Raw genomic sequence first — 13,908 nt, 5'->3', positions numbered from 1 at the left:
GTCTGGCCGACGGAGGAGTACGAGCTGGCGAAGTCGCTCGTCGATACTTCCCTCCCCGAGGACGACCTAGGCGGGTGCGCCAAGCCTGACGGCCGCCGCCGTCGGCACGCCGGTCGCCGGGCATGTGCAGGCCGAAGACCTGCCGACCGGGAGCACCCCGAGGCGGCCCCGGCCGCTCTGTGACCGCGGCAGCGAGAAGTGCCGCCGTGCAGGAGCACCCCGCCGAAGGCGCCGGGCCGCCGACAGGTCCGGGCGATGGAGCGCACCACGCGCGAGCGGGCGGCGCCGACGCCGGGCCGTGGCCCGAGCGACCGCGAGCGGACCATCGCCACGGCGACAGAAGGTCGTGCAGGGCGCGCGGCGCGTCAGGTGCGGTCCTCCGGGCGGTGGTGTTCCGCCGCGAGGCCGAAGCGGCCGCGCGCGGCAGGGGTGGAAGACGTCGAGCCGAACGAGGACACCGAGCTGATCACCTGCTCCTCGGCCGCCTCCCCCGCGTTCTCCAGTCGTGCCAGGTCAGCCGCGGAGACCAGCGCGACGAGCGGCTTCCCGTGCCGGGTCACGACCACGCGCTCCCCGCCGTAGACAACGCGGTTGATCAGGTCGGCGAGCTCTGCACGGGCTTGCGTCACCGGAATCTCATAGGCCATGCTCCCATCATAACGGTCTGTACGTCCTGTACATTTTTTACAGAGGCGCCAAAAGAGCCGCATCCGTCAGAGGAGAGGTACGCCATGAACGGTCCTTCCGCCCGCCACGTCCTGCCGGAGTTCACCGAACGCACCTCGTCCGGGACGCGGACGCTCGACCCGTACTCGAAGCTGCTGGGCGAGCGGATCATCTTCCTCGGGACCGCGGTCGACGACACCGCCGCCAACGACGTCATCGCGCAGTTCCTGCACCTCGAATACGCGGCCCCCGACCAGGACATCTGCCTGTACATCAACTCACCCGGCGGATCTCTCAGCGCCATGTCCGCCGTCTACGACACGATGCAGGTCGTCACCTGCGACGTGGCCACCACGTGCCTCGGCCAGGCCGCCTCGACCGCGGCCGCGCTGCTGGCCGCGGGTGCGCCCGGCAAGCGCATGGCGTTGCCCGGCTCGCGGATCGTGGTCCAGCAGCCCGCCTTCGAGGAGCCGTTGCGGGGACAGACCTCCGATCTGGAGATTCACGCCGCCGAGTTGCTGCGGCTGCGTGCGCAACTCGCCGGGATGCTCGTACGCCACACCGGCCAGGACGCCGAGCGCGTCGCCACCGACCTGGAGCGGGACAAGATCTTCAATGCGGCGGCCGCCAAGGAGTACGGCCTGATCGACCACGTCATCGCGAGCCGCAAGATCCCGGCCACGCCGTCCGGCGCGAAGTGAGCGCGCGATGCTGCCCCCCGAGCTGCCGCCGCTGCCCGCGCTGACCCGCGCCGAGGCCGAATTCGTCGACGCGTATCTCGAAGTCGTCGACCTGGTCGGCCGGATCAACCCCGCACGCTCCACCCATACCTACGGCGCACTGCGTGCGGCACAAGCCCTGGTGGGCCGGGCGGCCGCGCTGAAAGACGCCCTGACGCTCATGCATCTGCGCGGCGAGAGCGAGGTGTACACGCACACGCTCGCCGAGGCGCTGCGCGTTCTGGACGGGGAACGCAGGGCGAAGCGTGTGACCATGCCGCCGGTTTCGACGAGTTGACGGTCGCTCCGCTGTTGTCAACCGCCAACGGGGTAGCGGTGCTCGTCCCCCGTTCGGTGGAGCTTCACGGAAGTTGTTGTGTGTCGCAGGACTTGCGCGGCGCGATCACCGATCTGGCCCAATCGACGGCTTCGCCGCTGGTACGACCATGCGTCCGCGTCATGCGAGAACGGTGTTGATGCTCCTGTCCACCCGAAAGGGCCAGTCGTGATTGGCTTCACAAAAGCCGTTTCAACTCGGAAATCGGACATGGGTGGGTAACGATCCGTGGGACGACAAGCCCCCGCCACCTTGACGGGGCGGTCCGGGCGGACGCTGAGTCCTGCCGCCGCACCGGATGACTGGTCGACGGAAGTGCATCGGCAGGAGTGGAGGACCCGAGCAGTACGGCGTGACCGGCGACCCCGGACACGTCTTGGGGTGAAGCCGCTGCGGCGGCCGGGCGTCTTCGCCGGTCCGAACCCGACAGGTCATCCTTCACAGGCGGCTGACGAAGGGTTGCGCATGACTGCGCAGATTCATCTCCCGCTCCTCTTCTCGCGAGCGGGCGCCGTATCGGCACTGACGATCGCCGCCGTCGGCGGCACACTCCTGTCCCCCAGCAGCTCCGCAGAGGCGCGAGCGATCAGCAGCCACGCGAGCAAGGCGCTCAAAGTGGCGGCTTCGAAGCAGGGGTCCCCCTACCGCTACGGCGGCACGGGCCCGTCCCGCTTCGACTGCTCCGGGCTCACGCTCTATTCGTACAAAAAAGCGGGGAAGATACTGCCCCGGACCGCCCAGCAGCAGTACAACCGGACGCGGCACATCTCCGCCGCCAACCGGCAACGCGGTGACCTGGTGTTCTTCCACTCCGGCGGTTTCGTGTACCACGTGGGCATCTACGCCGGCCACGGCAAAATCTGGCACTCACCCAAAACGGGCGACGTGGTCAAGCTGGCCAAGATCTGGACAAGGAGTGTCAAGTACGGCCGCGTCCGCTGACGCCCCGGCAGTTCCCCCGCTTCGCTCGCCCGGCCATGGTGTCGTCGCAGCGGAGGCCCCGACGAGCAGGAGCACCCCCAGGTCCGGTCGTGCACCCCCGTGACGCCTTCGACGGCGATGGGCGGTGCGCGCCGGCCGGGGCAACTCGGGCCGGTCCTGCGACGGGGACGCCGGGGAGGATGGCCGGCGCCCTCTCAGTTCTGCACGGGTACGGCCCACGGCAGCGCGATCCAGACCGTCTTGCCGCCCTCCCGGGTGGGTGAGACGGACAGCCGCCCGCCGCACTCCGCGGTGAGCGTACGGATGATCACCATCCCGCGGCCGTTGTCCTGGCGGACGGCGGCCGGCAGCCGCTGCGGCCAGCGGGGGTGGCTGTCGGTCACGCCGATGCACAGCTGCTCGTCGCGCTCCAGCCGCAGGTCGACGGTGAAGGTCGGGGACTGTCCGAAGGTGTGCTGCACGGCGTTGGTGGCCAGTTCGGACACGATCAGCCGGACGGTGTCCACGGCCTCCGTGTCGGGCTCGAGCCCCCATCCGCACACGATCTCCGTGACATATCTCCGGGCGGTGGAAACCGACTCCGGATCGCTCGGCAGAGTGACGGATGCTTCTTGGTGGTCTGCCATGGCGACGTCCCTTTCCCACCGGGCCGGGCTCCGACTCGTAGCGGATGACATGCGAGAACGGCCACGGATTGCGCTTCCGCGTCAGACTGCCACTTATCGCCCGTGAGAGGCGGCGTTCCACCAAGATACGTACATATCTGTCGCCCGATGCGGTGAACTCTGCTACGGCAGAACGTATTTGGGGCGCTTCCGGCGGCCCGGGCGGGGGTCCGACGCCCTCAACCGACAGGCGCGGTACCGATGATGGTGGAGACCGCCCGGTCGATTTGCGCTCCCGTGAGATCCGCGCGCGCGGTGAGCCTGATCCGCGAGATCCCGTCCGGTACGGACGGAGGCCGGAAGCATCCGACGACAAGCCCCGCCGCACGGCAGTCGGCCGCCCACCGCAGGGCCGCCTCCGGCGACGGCGCCTGCACGGAGACGACGGCGGCGTCGGGCCGCGCCGCGGTCAGCCCCGCGTCGGTGAGCCGGTGGTGCAGCGTCGTGGCCACCTCGCGGGCCCGCGCCGCGAGGCCGGGTTCGCCGCGCAGGATCCGCACGCTCGCGAGAGCCGCGCCGGCCGCCGCCGGGGCAAGTCCGGTGTCGAAAATGAAGGTACGCGCGGTGTTGACGAGGTGGTCGATGACGCGGGCCGGGCCGAGGACCGCCCCGCCCTGGCTGCCGAGCGACTTGGAGAGGGTGAGCGTGGCGACGACTCCCGCCGCGCCCGCGAGCCCGGCGGCGTCCAGGGCCCCGCGCCCTCCGCTGCCCAGAACGCCGAGACCGTGCGCGTCGTCGACCATCAGTGCCGCCCCGTGCTCGCGGCAGGCATCGGCGAGACCGGTCAGGGGCGCCGCGTCGCCGTCCACGGAGAAGACCGAGTCGGTGACGGCGAGGGCGCGGCGGCCGGGGTGCGCGTCGAGGGTCTTGCGTACGGCTTCGACATCGGCGTGCGCGACGACGGCCGTCTCCGCCCGGGACAGGCGGCAGCCGTCGACGATGGAGGCGTGGTTGCCCGCGTCGGAGACGACGAGGGCGTCGCGGCCGCTGAGCGCGGTCACGGCGGCGAGGTTGGCCGCGTAGCCGGAGGACAGGACCAGGGCCGCCTCGAAGCCGCAGAAGTCGGCGAGTTCGTGTTCCAGGTCGGCGTGGAGTTCGGTGCTGCCGGTGACCAGCCGTGAGCCGGTGGCACCCGCGCCCCAGCGGCGGGCGGCCTCGGCGGCGCCTTCCGTGACCTCCGTGCGGCGGGTGAGCCCGAGGTAGTCGTTGCTCGCCAGATCCAGGAGGGCACTGTCCGCGGCGCGCGGCCGGAGCGTACGGACGAGACCGGCCTGCTCACGGCGGCGTGACTCGTCGTCGATCCAGTCGAAAGGATCCTGAGGCATGGTGGTCCGGTCCTTTTGTAGGCAGCGGACAGACCCTAACCGGGCGGGCGAAGGGATCGGGTGTGGCCATGCACACACCTCAAACCGGCGCTGTTGTGGAGTTCCTCCTTGGCCCGGGCAGGCGCCGTACGTCAGGATCAGCGCCATGGATCTGCTGAACACGCTGGTGGAGAAGGGGCTGCGGCGCGAGCTGCCGACCCGTGAAGAAGCGCTCGCCGTGCTGGCGACCTCGGACGACGATGTCCTCGAAGTGGTGGCCGCGGCCGGCAAGGTGCGCCGCCAGTGGTTCGGACGTCGGGTGAAGCTCAACTATCTCGTGAATCTGAAGTCGGGCCTGTGCCCGGAGGACTGCTCGTACTGCTCGCAGCGGCTCGGGTCGAAGGCCGAGATCCTCAAGTACACCTGGCTGAAGCCCGACGAGGCGTCGCAGGCAGCGGCAGCCGGTGTGGCCGGCGGCGCCAAGCGGGTCTGCCTGGTCGCGAGCGGCCGCGGTCCGACGGACCGCGACGTCGACCGGGTCTCGAAGACCATCGAGGCGATCAAGGAACAGAACGAGGGCGTCGAGGTCTGCGCCTGCCTGGGTCTGCTCTCCGACGGCCAGGCCGAACGGCTGCGCGACGCGGGCGCGGACGCGTACAACCACAACCTGAACACGTCCGAGGGGACGTACGGGGACATCACGACCACGCACACCTACGCGGACCGTGTGGACACGGTGACCAAGGCGCACGCGGCGGGCCTTTCCGCGTGCTCCGGGCTGATCGCCGGCATGGGCGAGGCCGACGAGGACCTGGTGGACGTGGTGTTCTCGCTGCGCGAGCTCGACCCCGACTCGGTTCCGGTGAACTTCCTGATCCCGTTCGAGGGCACACCGCTCGCCAAGGAGTGGCACCTCACCCCCCAGCGCTGTCTGCGCATTCTCGCGATGGTGCGGTTCGTCTGCCCCGACGTCGAGGTGCGGCTGGCCGGCGGGCGCGAGGTGCATCTGCGCTCGATGCAGCCCCTGGCGCTGCACCTGGCCAACTCGATCTTCCTGGGCGACTACCTCACCAGCGAGGGCCAGGCGGGCAAGGCGGATCTCGACATGATCGCGGACGCCGGCTTCGAGGTGGAGGGCACGGACACGACGACGCTGCCCGAGCACCGGGCCGCGGGCGGTGGCTGCGGCTCGGTCTGCGGGGACGGCGGCGAAGGCGGCGAAGGCGGCTGCTCGAACGACGAGCCGGCCGAGGCGGCGGAACCGGTGGCGGAGCAGGGGACCGAAGTCCCCGCCGCCCGTACGGACCTGGTCGCGGTCCGCCGCCGCGGCGCCGGAACGGACCTCGCGCCCAATGCCTGAGCTCACCCCGGGCGAGCTGCGCGCGCTGGACCGTGCTCACGTCTGGCACCCGTACGGCCCGATGCCGGGCCGTACGGACCCGCTCGTCGTCGAGTCCGCCTCCGGGGTGCGGCTGCGGCTCGCCGAAGAGGTGCACGGGCAGCGCGAGTTGATCGACGGCATGTCGTCCTGGTGGTCGGCCGTGCACGGGTACAACCACCCGGTCCTCAACGAGGCGGCGACTGCGCAGCTGGGGCGGATGAGCCATGTGATGTTCGGCGGGCTCACCCATGAGCCCGCCGTCCGGCTGGCCACCCGGCTGGTCGAGATCACCCCCGAGCCGCTGCGGCACGTCTTCCTCTGCGACTCCGGCTCCGTGTCCGTAGAGGTCGCGTTGAAGATGTGCCTGCAGTACTGGCGCTCGGTGGGCCGCCCCGCGAAGCAGCGGCTGCTGACGTGGCGCGGCGGCTACCACGGCGACACCTGGCAGCCCATGTCGGTCTGCGACCCCGAAGGCGGGATGCACGAACTGTGGCAGGGCGTGCTGCCGCGGCAGATCTTCGCGGACGCGCCACCGGCCGAGTACGAGCAGTCGTACGCGGACGGGCTGCGCACGCTGATCGCCCGGCACGCGGACGAGCTCGCCGCGGTGATCGTGGAGCCGGTGGTCCAGGGCGCGGGCGGCATGAGGTTCCACTCCCCCGCGTATCTGCGGGTGTTGCGCGAGGCGTGCGACGAGCACGGCGTGCTGCTCGTCTTCGACGAGATCGCGACCGGCTTCGGCCGCACGGGCACGCTGTTCGCGGCCGGGCAGGCCGGTGTCGCACCGGACGTGATGTGCCTGGGCAAGGCGCTGACCGGCGGCTATCTGACGATGGCGGCGACGCTGTGCACGTCGCGGGTGGCCGACGGCATCTCGCGGGGCGAGGTCCCCGTACTGGCCCACGGCCCTACGTTCATGGGCAACCCGCTGGCCTCGGCGGTCGCGTGCGCGTCGATCGACCTGCTGCTCGGCCAGGACTGGCAGCAGGAGGTCAAGCGGCTGGAGGCCGGTCTGCGGGAGGGCCTCGCGGAGGTCGCCGGGCAACCGGGCGTGAAGGACGTACGGGTACTCGGCGGCATCGGCGTCGTACAGCTGGACCACGAGGTGGACATGGCCGCGGCGACGTCGGCGGCGGTACGCGAGGGCGTCTGGCTGCGCCCGTTCCGCGACCTCGTGTACACGATGCCGCCGTACGTGACGGACGACGAGGACCTCGCCCGCGTCTGCGGCGCGGTCCGCGCGGCGGCGACGGCGGGCTGACGTGCCCCGCAGGACGCCCGTTCGGGGAACGCCCCGAACGGGCGCACGCAGTCGGAACGAGGAGAGGACAGAGAAGCACATGGCAGTGATCGTCGTCACCGGAACCGGGACCGAGATCGGCAAGACCGTCCTCACCGCCGCGCTCGCGGCCGTCGGCGTCTCGCAGGGGCGTTCCGTCGCCGTCGTGAAGCCCGCGCAGACCGGGGTCGCGCCCGGCGAGGACGGCGACGTCGACGTGGTGCGGCGGCTCGCCGGGCGGGTGACAGGCGTCGAACTGGGCCGTTTCCCCGAGCCGTTGGCGCCCGCGACCGCCGCCCGGCGGGCCGGGCTCGCCCCGGTGCGGCCGCGGCAGGTCGCGGAGGCGGCCGGGAAGCTGGCGGCCGAGCACGACCTGGTGCTGGTCGAGGGCGCAGGCGGTCTTCTCGTGCGGCTCGACGACGAGGGCGCCACGCTCGCGGACGTGGCGGCCGAGCTGGGTGCGCCCGTGCTCGTGGTCGCCCCGGCCGGTCTCGGCACCCTGAACATGACGGCCCTGACCGCGGAGGCGCTGCGCGCGCGGGATCTGGAGCAGTTGGGCGTGGTGGTGGGCAGCTGGCCCGCGGATCCGGATCTGGCGGCGCGCTGCAATCTGGCGGACCTCCCGGACGCGGCGGGCGCGCCGCTGCTGGGTGCCGTTCCGGCAGGCGCCGGGGCGCTCGCACCGGAGGAGTTCAGGGCGCGGGCCGAGGGGTGGCTGGCGCCACGCCTCGGGGGCCGATGGGATGCGCGAGCGTTCGCCGCCGCCCTAGGCTGACGCCCATGCGCGCACGGATCGACGAGATCGTCTTCGACTGTCACGACCCCGCCCTGCTGGTGCGTTTCTGGGCCTCGCTCCTCGGCGGCGATCCGGTGGACCGCTCCGACGACTGGTCGTACATCGATCCGCCGGAGTTCGCGCGTGTCGCCTTCCAGCGCGTGCCGGAGGGCAAGACGGTCAAGAACCGGCTTCATCTGGACCTGGACGCGGGCGATGTCGACGCGGCGGCGGAAGAGGCCGTGCGGCTCGGCGCGGTGCGCGTCGGAGGGATCGTCCCCGACGATTACGGCCGCTTCCAGGTGCTGCGCGACCCGGAAGGCAACGAATTCTGCTTCGTGGCCGGTTCGGAAGCCTGATGTGACGCGGCCGGGGGGAGAATGTCGGTGACCGGCCCGTCCTTCCCAGGGAGGCACCGATGCCCCTGCGTAGCACGAAGGTCCCCCGCGACGCCGTCCATCATCCGGTGTTCGCCCGGTTCTACGCGAAGCTGAGCGTGACGGCGGACCTCAAGGGCGGGATCGCCGCCTACCGCGCCGAACTGCTGGACGGACTGTCCGGCCGGGTGATCGAGATCGGTGCGGGCAACGGCCTGAACTTCTCTCACTATCCGAGGACCGTCTCCGAGGTGGTCGCGCTCGAACCGGAGCGCACCTTGCGGAAGTTGGCCGTCGAGGCGGCGCTGCACGCCGATGTCCCGGTGGACGTGGTGCCAGGTGCGGCCGAGGCGCTGCCGGTCAAGAGCGAGGGTTTCGACGCGGCGGTGGCATCGCTGGTGCTGTGCACCGTACGGGATCTGCCGCGGGCGCTCGCGGAGATCAGCCGGGTGCTGCGGCCGGGTGGCGAGCTGCGGTTCTTCGAGCATCAACTGGCCGAGGGGCGCGGGCTGGCGCGCACCCAGCGGGCGTTGGACCGCACGGTGTGGCCACGGCTCTTCGGTGGCTGTCACACCGCACGGGACACGGTCGCCGCCATCGAGGCGGCCGGCTTCGAGCTGGGAGAGTACCGGCGGTTCCGCGTGCCGGACGGCGGGCTCCCGTTGCCTACGTCACCCTGCGTCCTGGGAGTCGCTCGCCGTCCGCGGGCCGCGGACCGGGGCGGGGCCGGCCAGGATCCGACCCGCTAGCTGCGCTGCGCAGGCCGGGGCGTCGTCACTCCCTGCGCGGGCCAGGGCGTCGTCACTCGCTCCACTGGCGCAGCTCGTCGGCGATGCGCCCGACGTCCGCCTTGCCTTCCTTGACCAGCCGGGCCAGGTCGCGTACCTGCTCGGGCGAGGTGACGACCTTGATGCCGCAGGCGACGAGATAGCCGTACGCGACGGCCGAGGCGTACATGGCATTGGAGCGTTCGAGCGCGGGCACGTGCAGCAGCAGTTGGAGCAGTGCGGCGGCGCGGGCGTGCGGGTCGCCGTAGACGGGCACGCCGAATATCTCCGCCTCGTGGCGGCTGACGGCGGCGACGAGTGCGCCCCAGTCGGTGACCTGAGGGTCTCCGGGGGTCTTGTGCTCGGCGACCATGAGCAGCCAGGCGAGGTCGATCCGCAGGTTCATGTGGCCATGTGACGGTTTCTCGGATGGCTCGTCATTGTCCATGTGGGGATGCGTCTCACGGGTAGGGGGCGTTCATCGGTAGCGGTGCCCGGTGTTCGGCACTCCGGGCGCGACGGGGATGAGCAGCGCGGTGATGTTGTCGTGTCCGCCGGCGGCCAGGGCATGCCCGATGAGTGATCTTGCCTCGTCCACAAGGCTGTTGTCGACCGGCGTCGTGTGCGGGCGGCGGGCGAGAACGGCACGCAGCCCGTCGGCGTCCGGCACATGGCGCCACAGTCCGTCGGTGCACAGAAGGAGCCGGCCCGGGACCTGCGGCCGGTAGCTCCGGATGCGCGGCGCCGGTTCCTCCGCGTCGGCTCCGAGCCATGCGGAGAGGGCTTCGTGCTCGCCGGTGTCGTCCTCGGTGAGCACCATGCCCGGTCCCTCGTCAGGCAGCCAGTAGGCACGGCTGTCTCCGATCCAGGCACTCCACATGCCCTCGGGGCCGGCGATGCCGGCGACGTACGTGCAGGCCGGCGCGGCATCCGGCGACGTCGCGAGGGCGGCGACGGCGCGGCCCGCACGGACGGCGGCGGCACCGAGGGCGACTTCCGGCAGGACGCCGTCCGCAAGCCGGGACGCCAGGGTGGCAAGCCCGACCTCGGAGGCGACCTGTGCGGCTCGCTCGCCTCGGGGGGACATGGACACGCCGTCGCAGACGACCCCGATCGTCCATGGGCCGGTCATGGTCAGCGCCATGGCGTCCGCGTTGATGCCTCGGTGCTTGCCGCGGTCGGTGATTCCGGCGGAGCCGTCGCGGGCCGTGATCTCGAGACGGGAGCGGAAGGCGGGCTGCGCCTCACCGCAATGCCAGCAGTGGCCGTCGGGTGCGACGGTTCCGCCGCACAGTACGCAGTCCATGAGTCCGGTCATCAGCCGTGCATCCTGCCGGATGGTCGGATCCGGCCGCTCAGCGGTGCTTTTCGCCGAACTCCTCGGCGAAGACCGACTCGTACTGCTTCATGAAGTCGGCCGCCGCGTCCACGAAAGTGCGTCCGGCTTCACCGGCGTCCTGTTTGACGAGCTCCTCGATGTAGCGGTTCACGCTCACGCCACGCTGCAGGGCCCGCCGGCGGGCGGTCTCCGCCGTGGCCTCGTCCACGCGTACGTTCAGCTGAGTCTTCGCCACATCATCAAGCTAGCGCGGGACCGCTAGCACCCGCAAGGGCGGCCCCGCTCCGTCTCGTACCGCGAGCGCCGGTGGCGGGTTCGGAGGCGTGCGTGCTTGGCTCACCTGCCATGACCGACGTGAAGCTGCGCACTGCCGTATCCGATGACGCCGAGGCGGTTCTCGCCTTCTGGAAGGAGGCGGCGGAGGGCACCAGCATCACGGACGACGCGGACGGCGTCACCCGGTTGATCACCCGCGACCCCGAGGCGCTCATCCTCGCCGAGTCGGACGGCGCGCTCGTGGGGTCGGTGATCGCCGGCTACGACGGCTGGCGCTGCTCCCTCTACCGGTTGGCCGTGCTCCCCTCCCACCGCCGGCGCGGCATCTCCACGGCACTGTTGGATGCGGCGGAGAAGCGGTTCGCGGCGATCGGCGGACGGCGCGGCGACGCGATGGTGCTCGAGGCCAATGAGCGGGCCCACCGGGCGTGGGCCTCCGCCGGCTATCGGCGCGAGGACCACTGGCGCCGCTGGGTCAAGCCCTTCGCCTGAGCACCACCACCGCCGCGCGGACCGTTTTGCCGCTCCTTTACCATGGAAGGACTGTCCACTCCCCGTACGAAAGGTGTGAGCGTCCGTCCATGGGCGAGCCTCCCAGTAGCCGACATCGCGCAATCCTCCTCCCCCTGCCCGATCCTGGGACGGAGGTGAACCGATGACCGAAGTGCTTCTGCTCCTGGTGGCGGTACTGCTCTCCGTCGCCTGCGGAGCCTTCGTCGCGGCGGAGTTCTCCCTCACGACGGTCGAACGCAGCGAACTCGAGCGGGCCGCCGAGCGCGGGGAACGAGGCGCCGCCGGCGCGCTCAAGGCCGTGCGCAGCCTCACGTTCCAGCTCTCCGGAGCGCAGCTCGGCATCACCGTCACCAACCTGATCGTCGGCATGCTCGCCGAACCCTCGATCGCGAAACTGATCCGGGGACCGATCGAGGACCTCGGCCTCTCCCCCACCGTGGCATCGTCCGCCGCGCTGGTCATCGGCACAGCGCTGTCGACCGTCGTACTGATGGTCGTCGGCGAACTGGTCCCCAAGAACTGGGCCATCTCCACGCCGCTGGCCGTCGCCAAGGTCGTGGCCACCCCCCAGCGGATCTTCACCGCCGCGTTCCGCCCCCTGATCACCCATCTCAACAACACGGCGAACCGCCTCGTGACCCGCCTGGGCCTGGAACCCACCGAGGAGCTCGCCTCCGCGCGCAGCCCCAAGGAACTCATCGCGCTGGCCCGCCACTCCGCCAAGGAAGGCGCGCTCGAGGCCGACACGGCCGAACTGTTCGTCCGCACGCTCGGCCTGGGCGAGCTCACCGCGGAGAACGTGATGACGCCGCGCGTGCAGGTCACGGCTCTCGAGGTGCAGGCCACCGCGGAGGACGTGGCGAACGCGACCCGGGCCACCGGGCTGTCCCGCTTCCCCGTCTACCGGAGCAGCCTGGACACCGTCGTCGGCGTCGCCCACATCAAGGATGTGCTGGCCGTGCCCGCCGAGCACCGCCCCCGCCTCCGCGTCAGCGAACTGCTGCGCGAGCCGGTGCTCGTCCCGGAGTCGCTGACCGTGGACCGGCTGCTCGACCGGCTGCAGGGCCGGTCCACGATGGCCGTCGTCATCGACGAGTACGGCGGCACCGCCGGGGTCGTGACGATGGAGGACATCGTCGAGGAGGTCGTCGGCGAGGTGCGCGACGAGCACGATCCGCACGAGACGCCCGACCTGGCCCCCGCGGGCGAGGACGCCGACGGACGGTCCCTGTGGTCCGCCGACGGTGCCGCGCGCACCGACCAGCTCGCGGCCATCGGGCTGCGGGTGCCCGACGGTCCCTACGAAACACTCGCCGGAGTGGTCGCCACGGAACTCGGGCGCATTCCCGCCGAGGGCGACCGCATCGACATGGCCGGCTGGCAGCTCGACGTGCTCGACGCCTCCGGACGGCGCGCCGCGCGCGTCCTGCTGCACGCGCCGGCCACGGTCGCCGACCCGTCCGAGGACATCGGCATCGACATCGAGGAGGCGGGACGATGATCGCGATCCAGCTGCTTATCGGCCTGCTGACGCTCGTCGTCAACGCCTTCTTCGTCGGCGCGGAATTCGCGCTGATCTCCGTGCGCCGCAGCCAGATCGAGCCGGAGGCACAGGCCGGAAACCGCCGGGCGCGCAGCGTCCTGTGGGGCCTCAAGCACGTCTCGGCGCTGATGGCCGCCGCGCAGCTGGGCATCACGCTGTGCACCCTGGTCCTCGGTATCGTCGCGGAACCGGCCATCGCGCATCTGCTGGAGCCGGTCTTCGACGCGGTGGGCGTGCCGCACGGGGCGGTCCACCCGATCTCGTTCGTCATCGCCCTGTCGCTCGCCACGTATCTGCACATGCTGCTCGGCGAGATGGTGCCGAAGAACATCGCGCTCGCGGAGCCGCTGCGCAGCGCCCTGCTGCTCGGGCCGCCGCTGGTGGCGCTCGCGAAGGCCTTGAAGCCGGTGATCTTCATGATCAACGCCTTCGCCAACGGTCTGCTGAAGCTGCTGCGGGTCGAGACGAAGGACGAGGTGTCCGCGACCTTCTCCGACGACGAACTGGCCGCCCTCGTCCAGGACTCCGGCGAGGCCGGGCTCCTCGACGACCGCTCCGCGGAGCGGCTCCGGGACGCCCTCGAACTCGGCAGCCGGCCCGTGCGGGACGTGGTGATGCCCATCGAGCGGGTGGTGTACGCGCAGGCCGGGACGACGCCGGAACAGTTGGAGAGGCTCTCCGCGGAGTCCGGGTTCTCCCGCTTCCCGGTCGTCGACCAGGGCCGGCGCATCCTGGGCTATCTCCATGTGAAGGACGCGCTGGACGCCGCGCCCCGGGACGTGGCGTTCCCCGTCGCGGCCATGCGGCCCATCGCACGCGTACGGGCGACGACACCGCTCGACGACGTGCTCACGGCCATGCGACGCAGCCGTACGCACCTGGCGGCGGTCCTCGACGAGAGCGGCAACCCGGAGGGCCTCGTCACGATGGAGGACATCCTGCGGGAACTGGTGGGCAAGCCGGGCTGACACGCCGGCGCCCCGGGCCGGGGCCCGGGGCGCCGGCCTCTCCCAGGGCGATGGGCC

At 71.3% G+C, this 13,908-nt stretch carries 17 protein-coding genes, 1 pseudogene and 1 riboswitch; of the genes and pseudogenes, 12 read left to right on the top strand and 6 right to left on the bottom strand.

The window, feature by feature from the left end; genetic code table 11:
• Positions 1–183: pseudogene (locus tag ABZ070_RS28940) on the top strand (hypothetical protein); the annotation flags it as partial.
• A 182-nt stretch (positions 184–365) separates the two neighbouring features.
• On the opposite strand, the gene ABZ070_RS28935 reads toward ABZ070_RS28940, so the two are convergent.
• Positions 366–647, bottom strand: a complete 282-nt coding sequence (locus tag ABZ070_RS28935) for a type II toxin-antitoxin system Phd/YefM family antitoxin (protein WP_356638288.1) — start codon at positions 645–647, stop codon at positions 366–368.
• An 84-nt stretch (positions 648–731) separates the two neighbouring features.
• On the opposite strand from ABZ070_RS28935, the gene ABZ070_RS28930 reads away from it, so the two are divergent.
• From ABZ070_RS28930 to ABZ070_RS28920, 3 genes are all read left to right on the top strand, one after another.
• Positions 732–1,367 (top strand): ATP-dependent Clp protease proteolytic subunit, encoded by a 636-nt coding sequence (locus tag ABZ070_RS28930; RefSeq protein ID WP_356638287.1) that lies wholly within the window; start codon positions 732–734, stop codon positions 1,365–1,367.
• Between the two features lie 7 nt (positions 1,368–1,374).
• Positions 1,375–1,683, top strand: coding sequence for a hypothetical protein (locus ABZ070_RS28925; RefSeq protein ID WP_356638286.1), 309 nt, complete (start codon positions 1,375–1,377; stop codon positions 1,681–1,683).
• Between the two features lie 336 nt (positions 1,684–2,019).
• A riboswitch (cyclic di-AMP (ydaO/yuaA leader) is annotated at positions 2,020–2,184 on the top strand.
• A gap of 3 nt (positions 2,185–2,187) precedes the next feature.
• On the top strand, positions 2,188–2,664 hold the full coding sequence (locus ABZ070_RS28920; protein ID WP_356638285.1) for a C40 family peptidase: 477 nt from the start codon (positions 2,188–2,190) through the stop codon (positions 2,662–2,664).
• Between the two features lie 194 nt (positions 2,665–2,858).
• Here the strand turns inward: ABZ070_RS28920 and ABZ070_RS28915 are convergent, their stop codons facing one another.
• Together ABZ070_RS28915 and ABZ070_RS28910 are read right to left on the bottom strand one after the other, a co-directional pair.
• Complete coding sequence (locus tag ABZ070_RS28915) at positions 2,859–3,290, bottom strand: ATP-binding protein (RefSeq protein WP_356638284.1); 432 nt, start codon at positions 3,288–3,290, stop codon at positions 2,859–2,861.
• Between the two features lie 218 nt (positions 3,291–3,508).
• Complete coding sequence (locus ABZ070_RS28910) at positions 3,509–4,654, bottom strand: 8-amino-7-oxononanoate synthase (RefSeq protein ID WP_356638283.1); 1,146 nt, start codon at positions 4,652–4,654, stop codon at positions 3,509–3,511.
• Positions 4,655–4,799: 145 nt separating this feature from the next.
• On the opposite strand from ABZ070_RS28910, the gene bioB reads away from it, so the two are divergent.
• The 5 genes from bioB to ABZ070_RS28885 all read left to right on the top strand — a co-directional run bounded on the left by bioB (position 4,800) and on the right by ABZ070_RS28885 (position 9,194).
• The gene (gene bioB, locus ABZ070_RS28905; RefSeq protein ID WP_356638282.1) at positions 4,800–5,993 is read left to right on the top strand and encodes a biotin synthase BioB; all 1,194 of its coding nucleotides are present in this window, start codon (positions 4,800–4,802) and stop codon (positions 5,991–5,993) included.
• Entirely contained in the window at positions 5,986–7,275 is a 1,290-nt protein-coding gene (locus ABZ070_RS28900) for an adenosylmethionine--8-amino-7-oxononanoate transaminase (RefSeq protein WP_356638281.1), read from the top strand. The genes bioB and ABZ070_RS28900 overlap by 8 nt, the downstream gene beginning before the upstream one ends.
• Positions 7,276–7,354: 79 nt before the next feature.
• A complete protein-coding gene (bioD, locus tag ABZ070_RS28895; protein WP_356638280.1) occupies positions 7,355–8,068 on the top strand; it encodes a dethiobiotin synthase in 714 nt (237 codons plus the stop codon).
• Positions 8,069–8,073: 5 nt separating this feature from the next.
• Positions 8,074–8,427: a VOC family protein gene (locus tag ABZ070_RS28890; RefSeq protein WP_356638279.1), complete on the top strand. Its 354-nt coding sequence runs from the start codon at positions 8,074–8,076 to the stop codon at positions 8,425–8,427.
• Between the two features lie 59 nt (positions 8,428–8,486).
• The gene (locus tag ABZ070_RS28885) at positions 8,487–9,194 is read left to right on the top strand and encodes a class I SAM-dependent methyltransferase (protein ID WP_356638278.1); all 708 of its coding nucleotides are present in this window, start codon (positions 8,487–8,489) and stop codon (positions 9,192–9,194) included.
• Between the two features lie 52 nt (positions 9,195–9,246).
• Here the strand turns inward: ABZ070_RS28885 and ABZ070_RS28880 are convergent, their stop codons facing one another.
• From ABZ070_RS28880 to ABZ070_RS28870, 3 genes are all read right to left on the bottom strand, one after another.
• Positions 9,247–9,618, bottom strand: a complete 372-nt coding sequence (locus ABZ070_RS28880) for a fic family toxin-antitoxin system, toxin component (protein ID WP_356638277.1) — start codon at positions 9,616–9,618, stop codon at positions 9,247–9,249.
• 72 nt (positions 9,619–9,690) lie between these two features.
• Positions 9,691–10,530: a protein phosphatase 2C domain-containing protein gene (locus ABZ070_RS28875; RefSeq protein WP_356638276.1), complete on the bottom strand. Its 840-nt coding sequence runs from the start codon at positions 10,528–10,530 to the stop codon at positions 9,691–9,693.
• A gap of 37 nt (positions 10,531–10,567) precedes the next feature.
• Complete coding sequence (locus ABZ070_RS28870) at positions 10,568–10,786, bottom strand: antitoxin (protein ID WP_356638275.1); 219 nt, start codon at positions 10,784–10,786, stop codon at positions 10,568–10,570.
• 110 nt (positions 10,787–10,896) lie between these two features.
• On the opposite strand from ABZ070_RS28870, the gene ABZ070_RS28865 reads away from it, so the two are divergent.
• From ABZ070_RS28865 to ABZ070_RS28855, 3 genes are all read left to right on the top strand, one after another.
• Entirely contained in the window at positions 10,897–11,319 is a 423-nt protein-coding gene (locus tag ABZ070_RS28865; protein WP_356638274.1) for a GNAT family N-acetyltransferase, read from the top strand.
• Between the two features lie 163 nt (positions 11,320–11,482).
• Complete coding sequence (locus ABZ070_RS28860) at positions 11,483–12,841, top strand: hemolysin family protein (protein ID WP_356638273.1); 1,359 nt, start codon at positions 11,483–11,485, stop codon at positions 12,839–12,841.
• Positions 12,838–13,851 (top strand): hemolysin family protein, encoded by a 1,014-nt coding sequence (locus ABZ070_RS28855; RefSeq protein ID WP_356638272.1) that lies wholly within the window; start codon positions 12,838–12,840, stop codon positions 13,849–13,851. Before ABZ070_RS28860 ends, ABZ070_RS28855 begins: the two co-directional genes overlap by 4 nt.
• Positions 13,852–13,908: the final 57 nt, after the last annotated feature.

Origin of the sequence: Streptomyces sp. NPDC006283 (genome assembly GCF_040613325.1) — a bacterium.
In the GTDB taxonomy this organism is placed as follows: Bacteria; Actinomycetota; Actinomycetes; order Streptomycetales; family Streptomycetaceae; genus Streptomyces.
The sequence above is the reverse complement of the archived record's forward strand: the minus strand, read 5'-3'. Positions and strand labels throughout refer to the sequence as shown.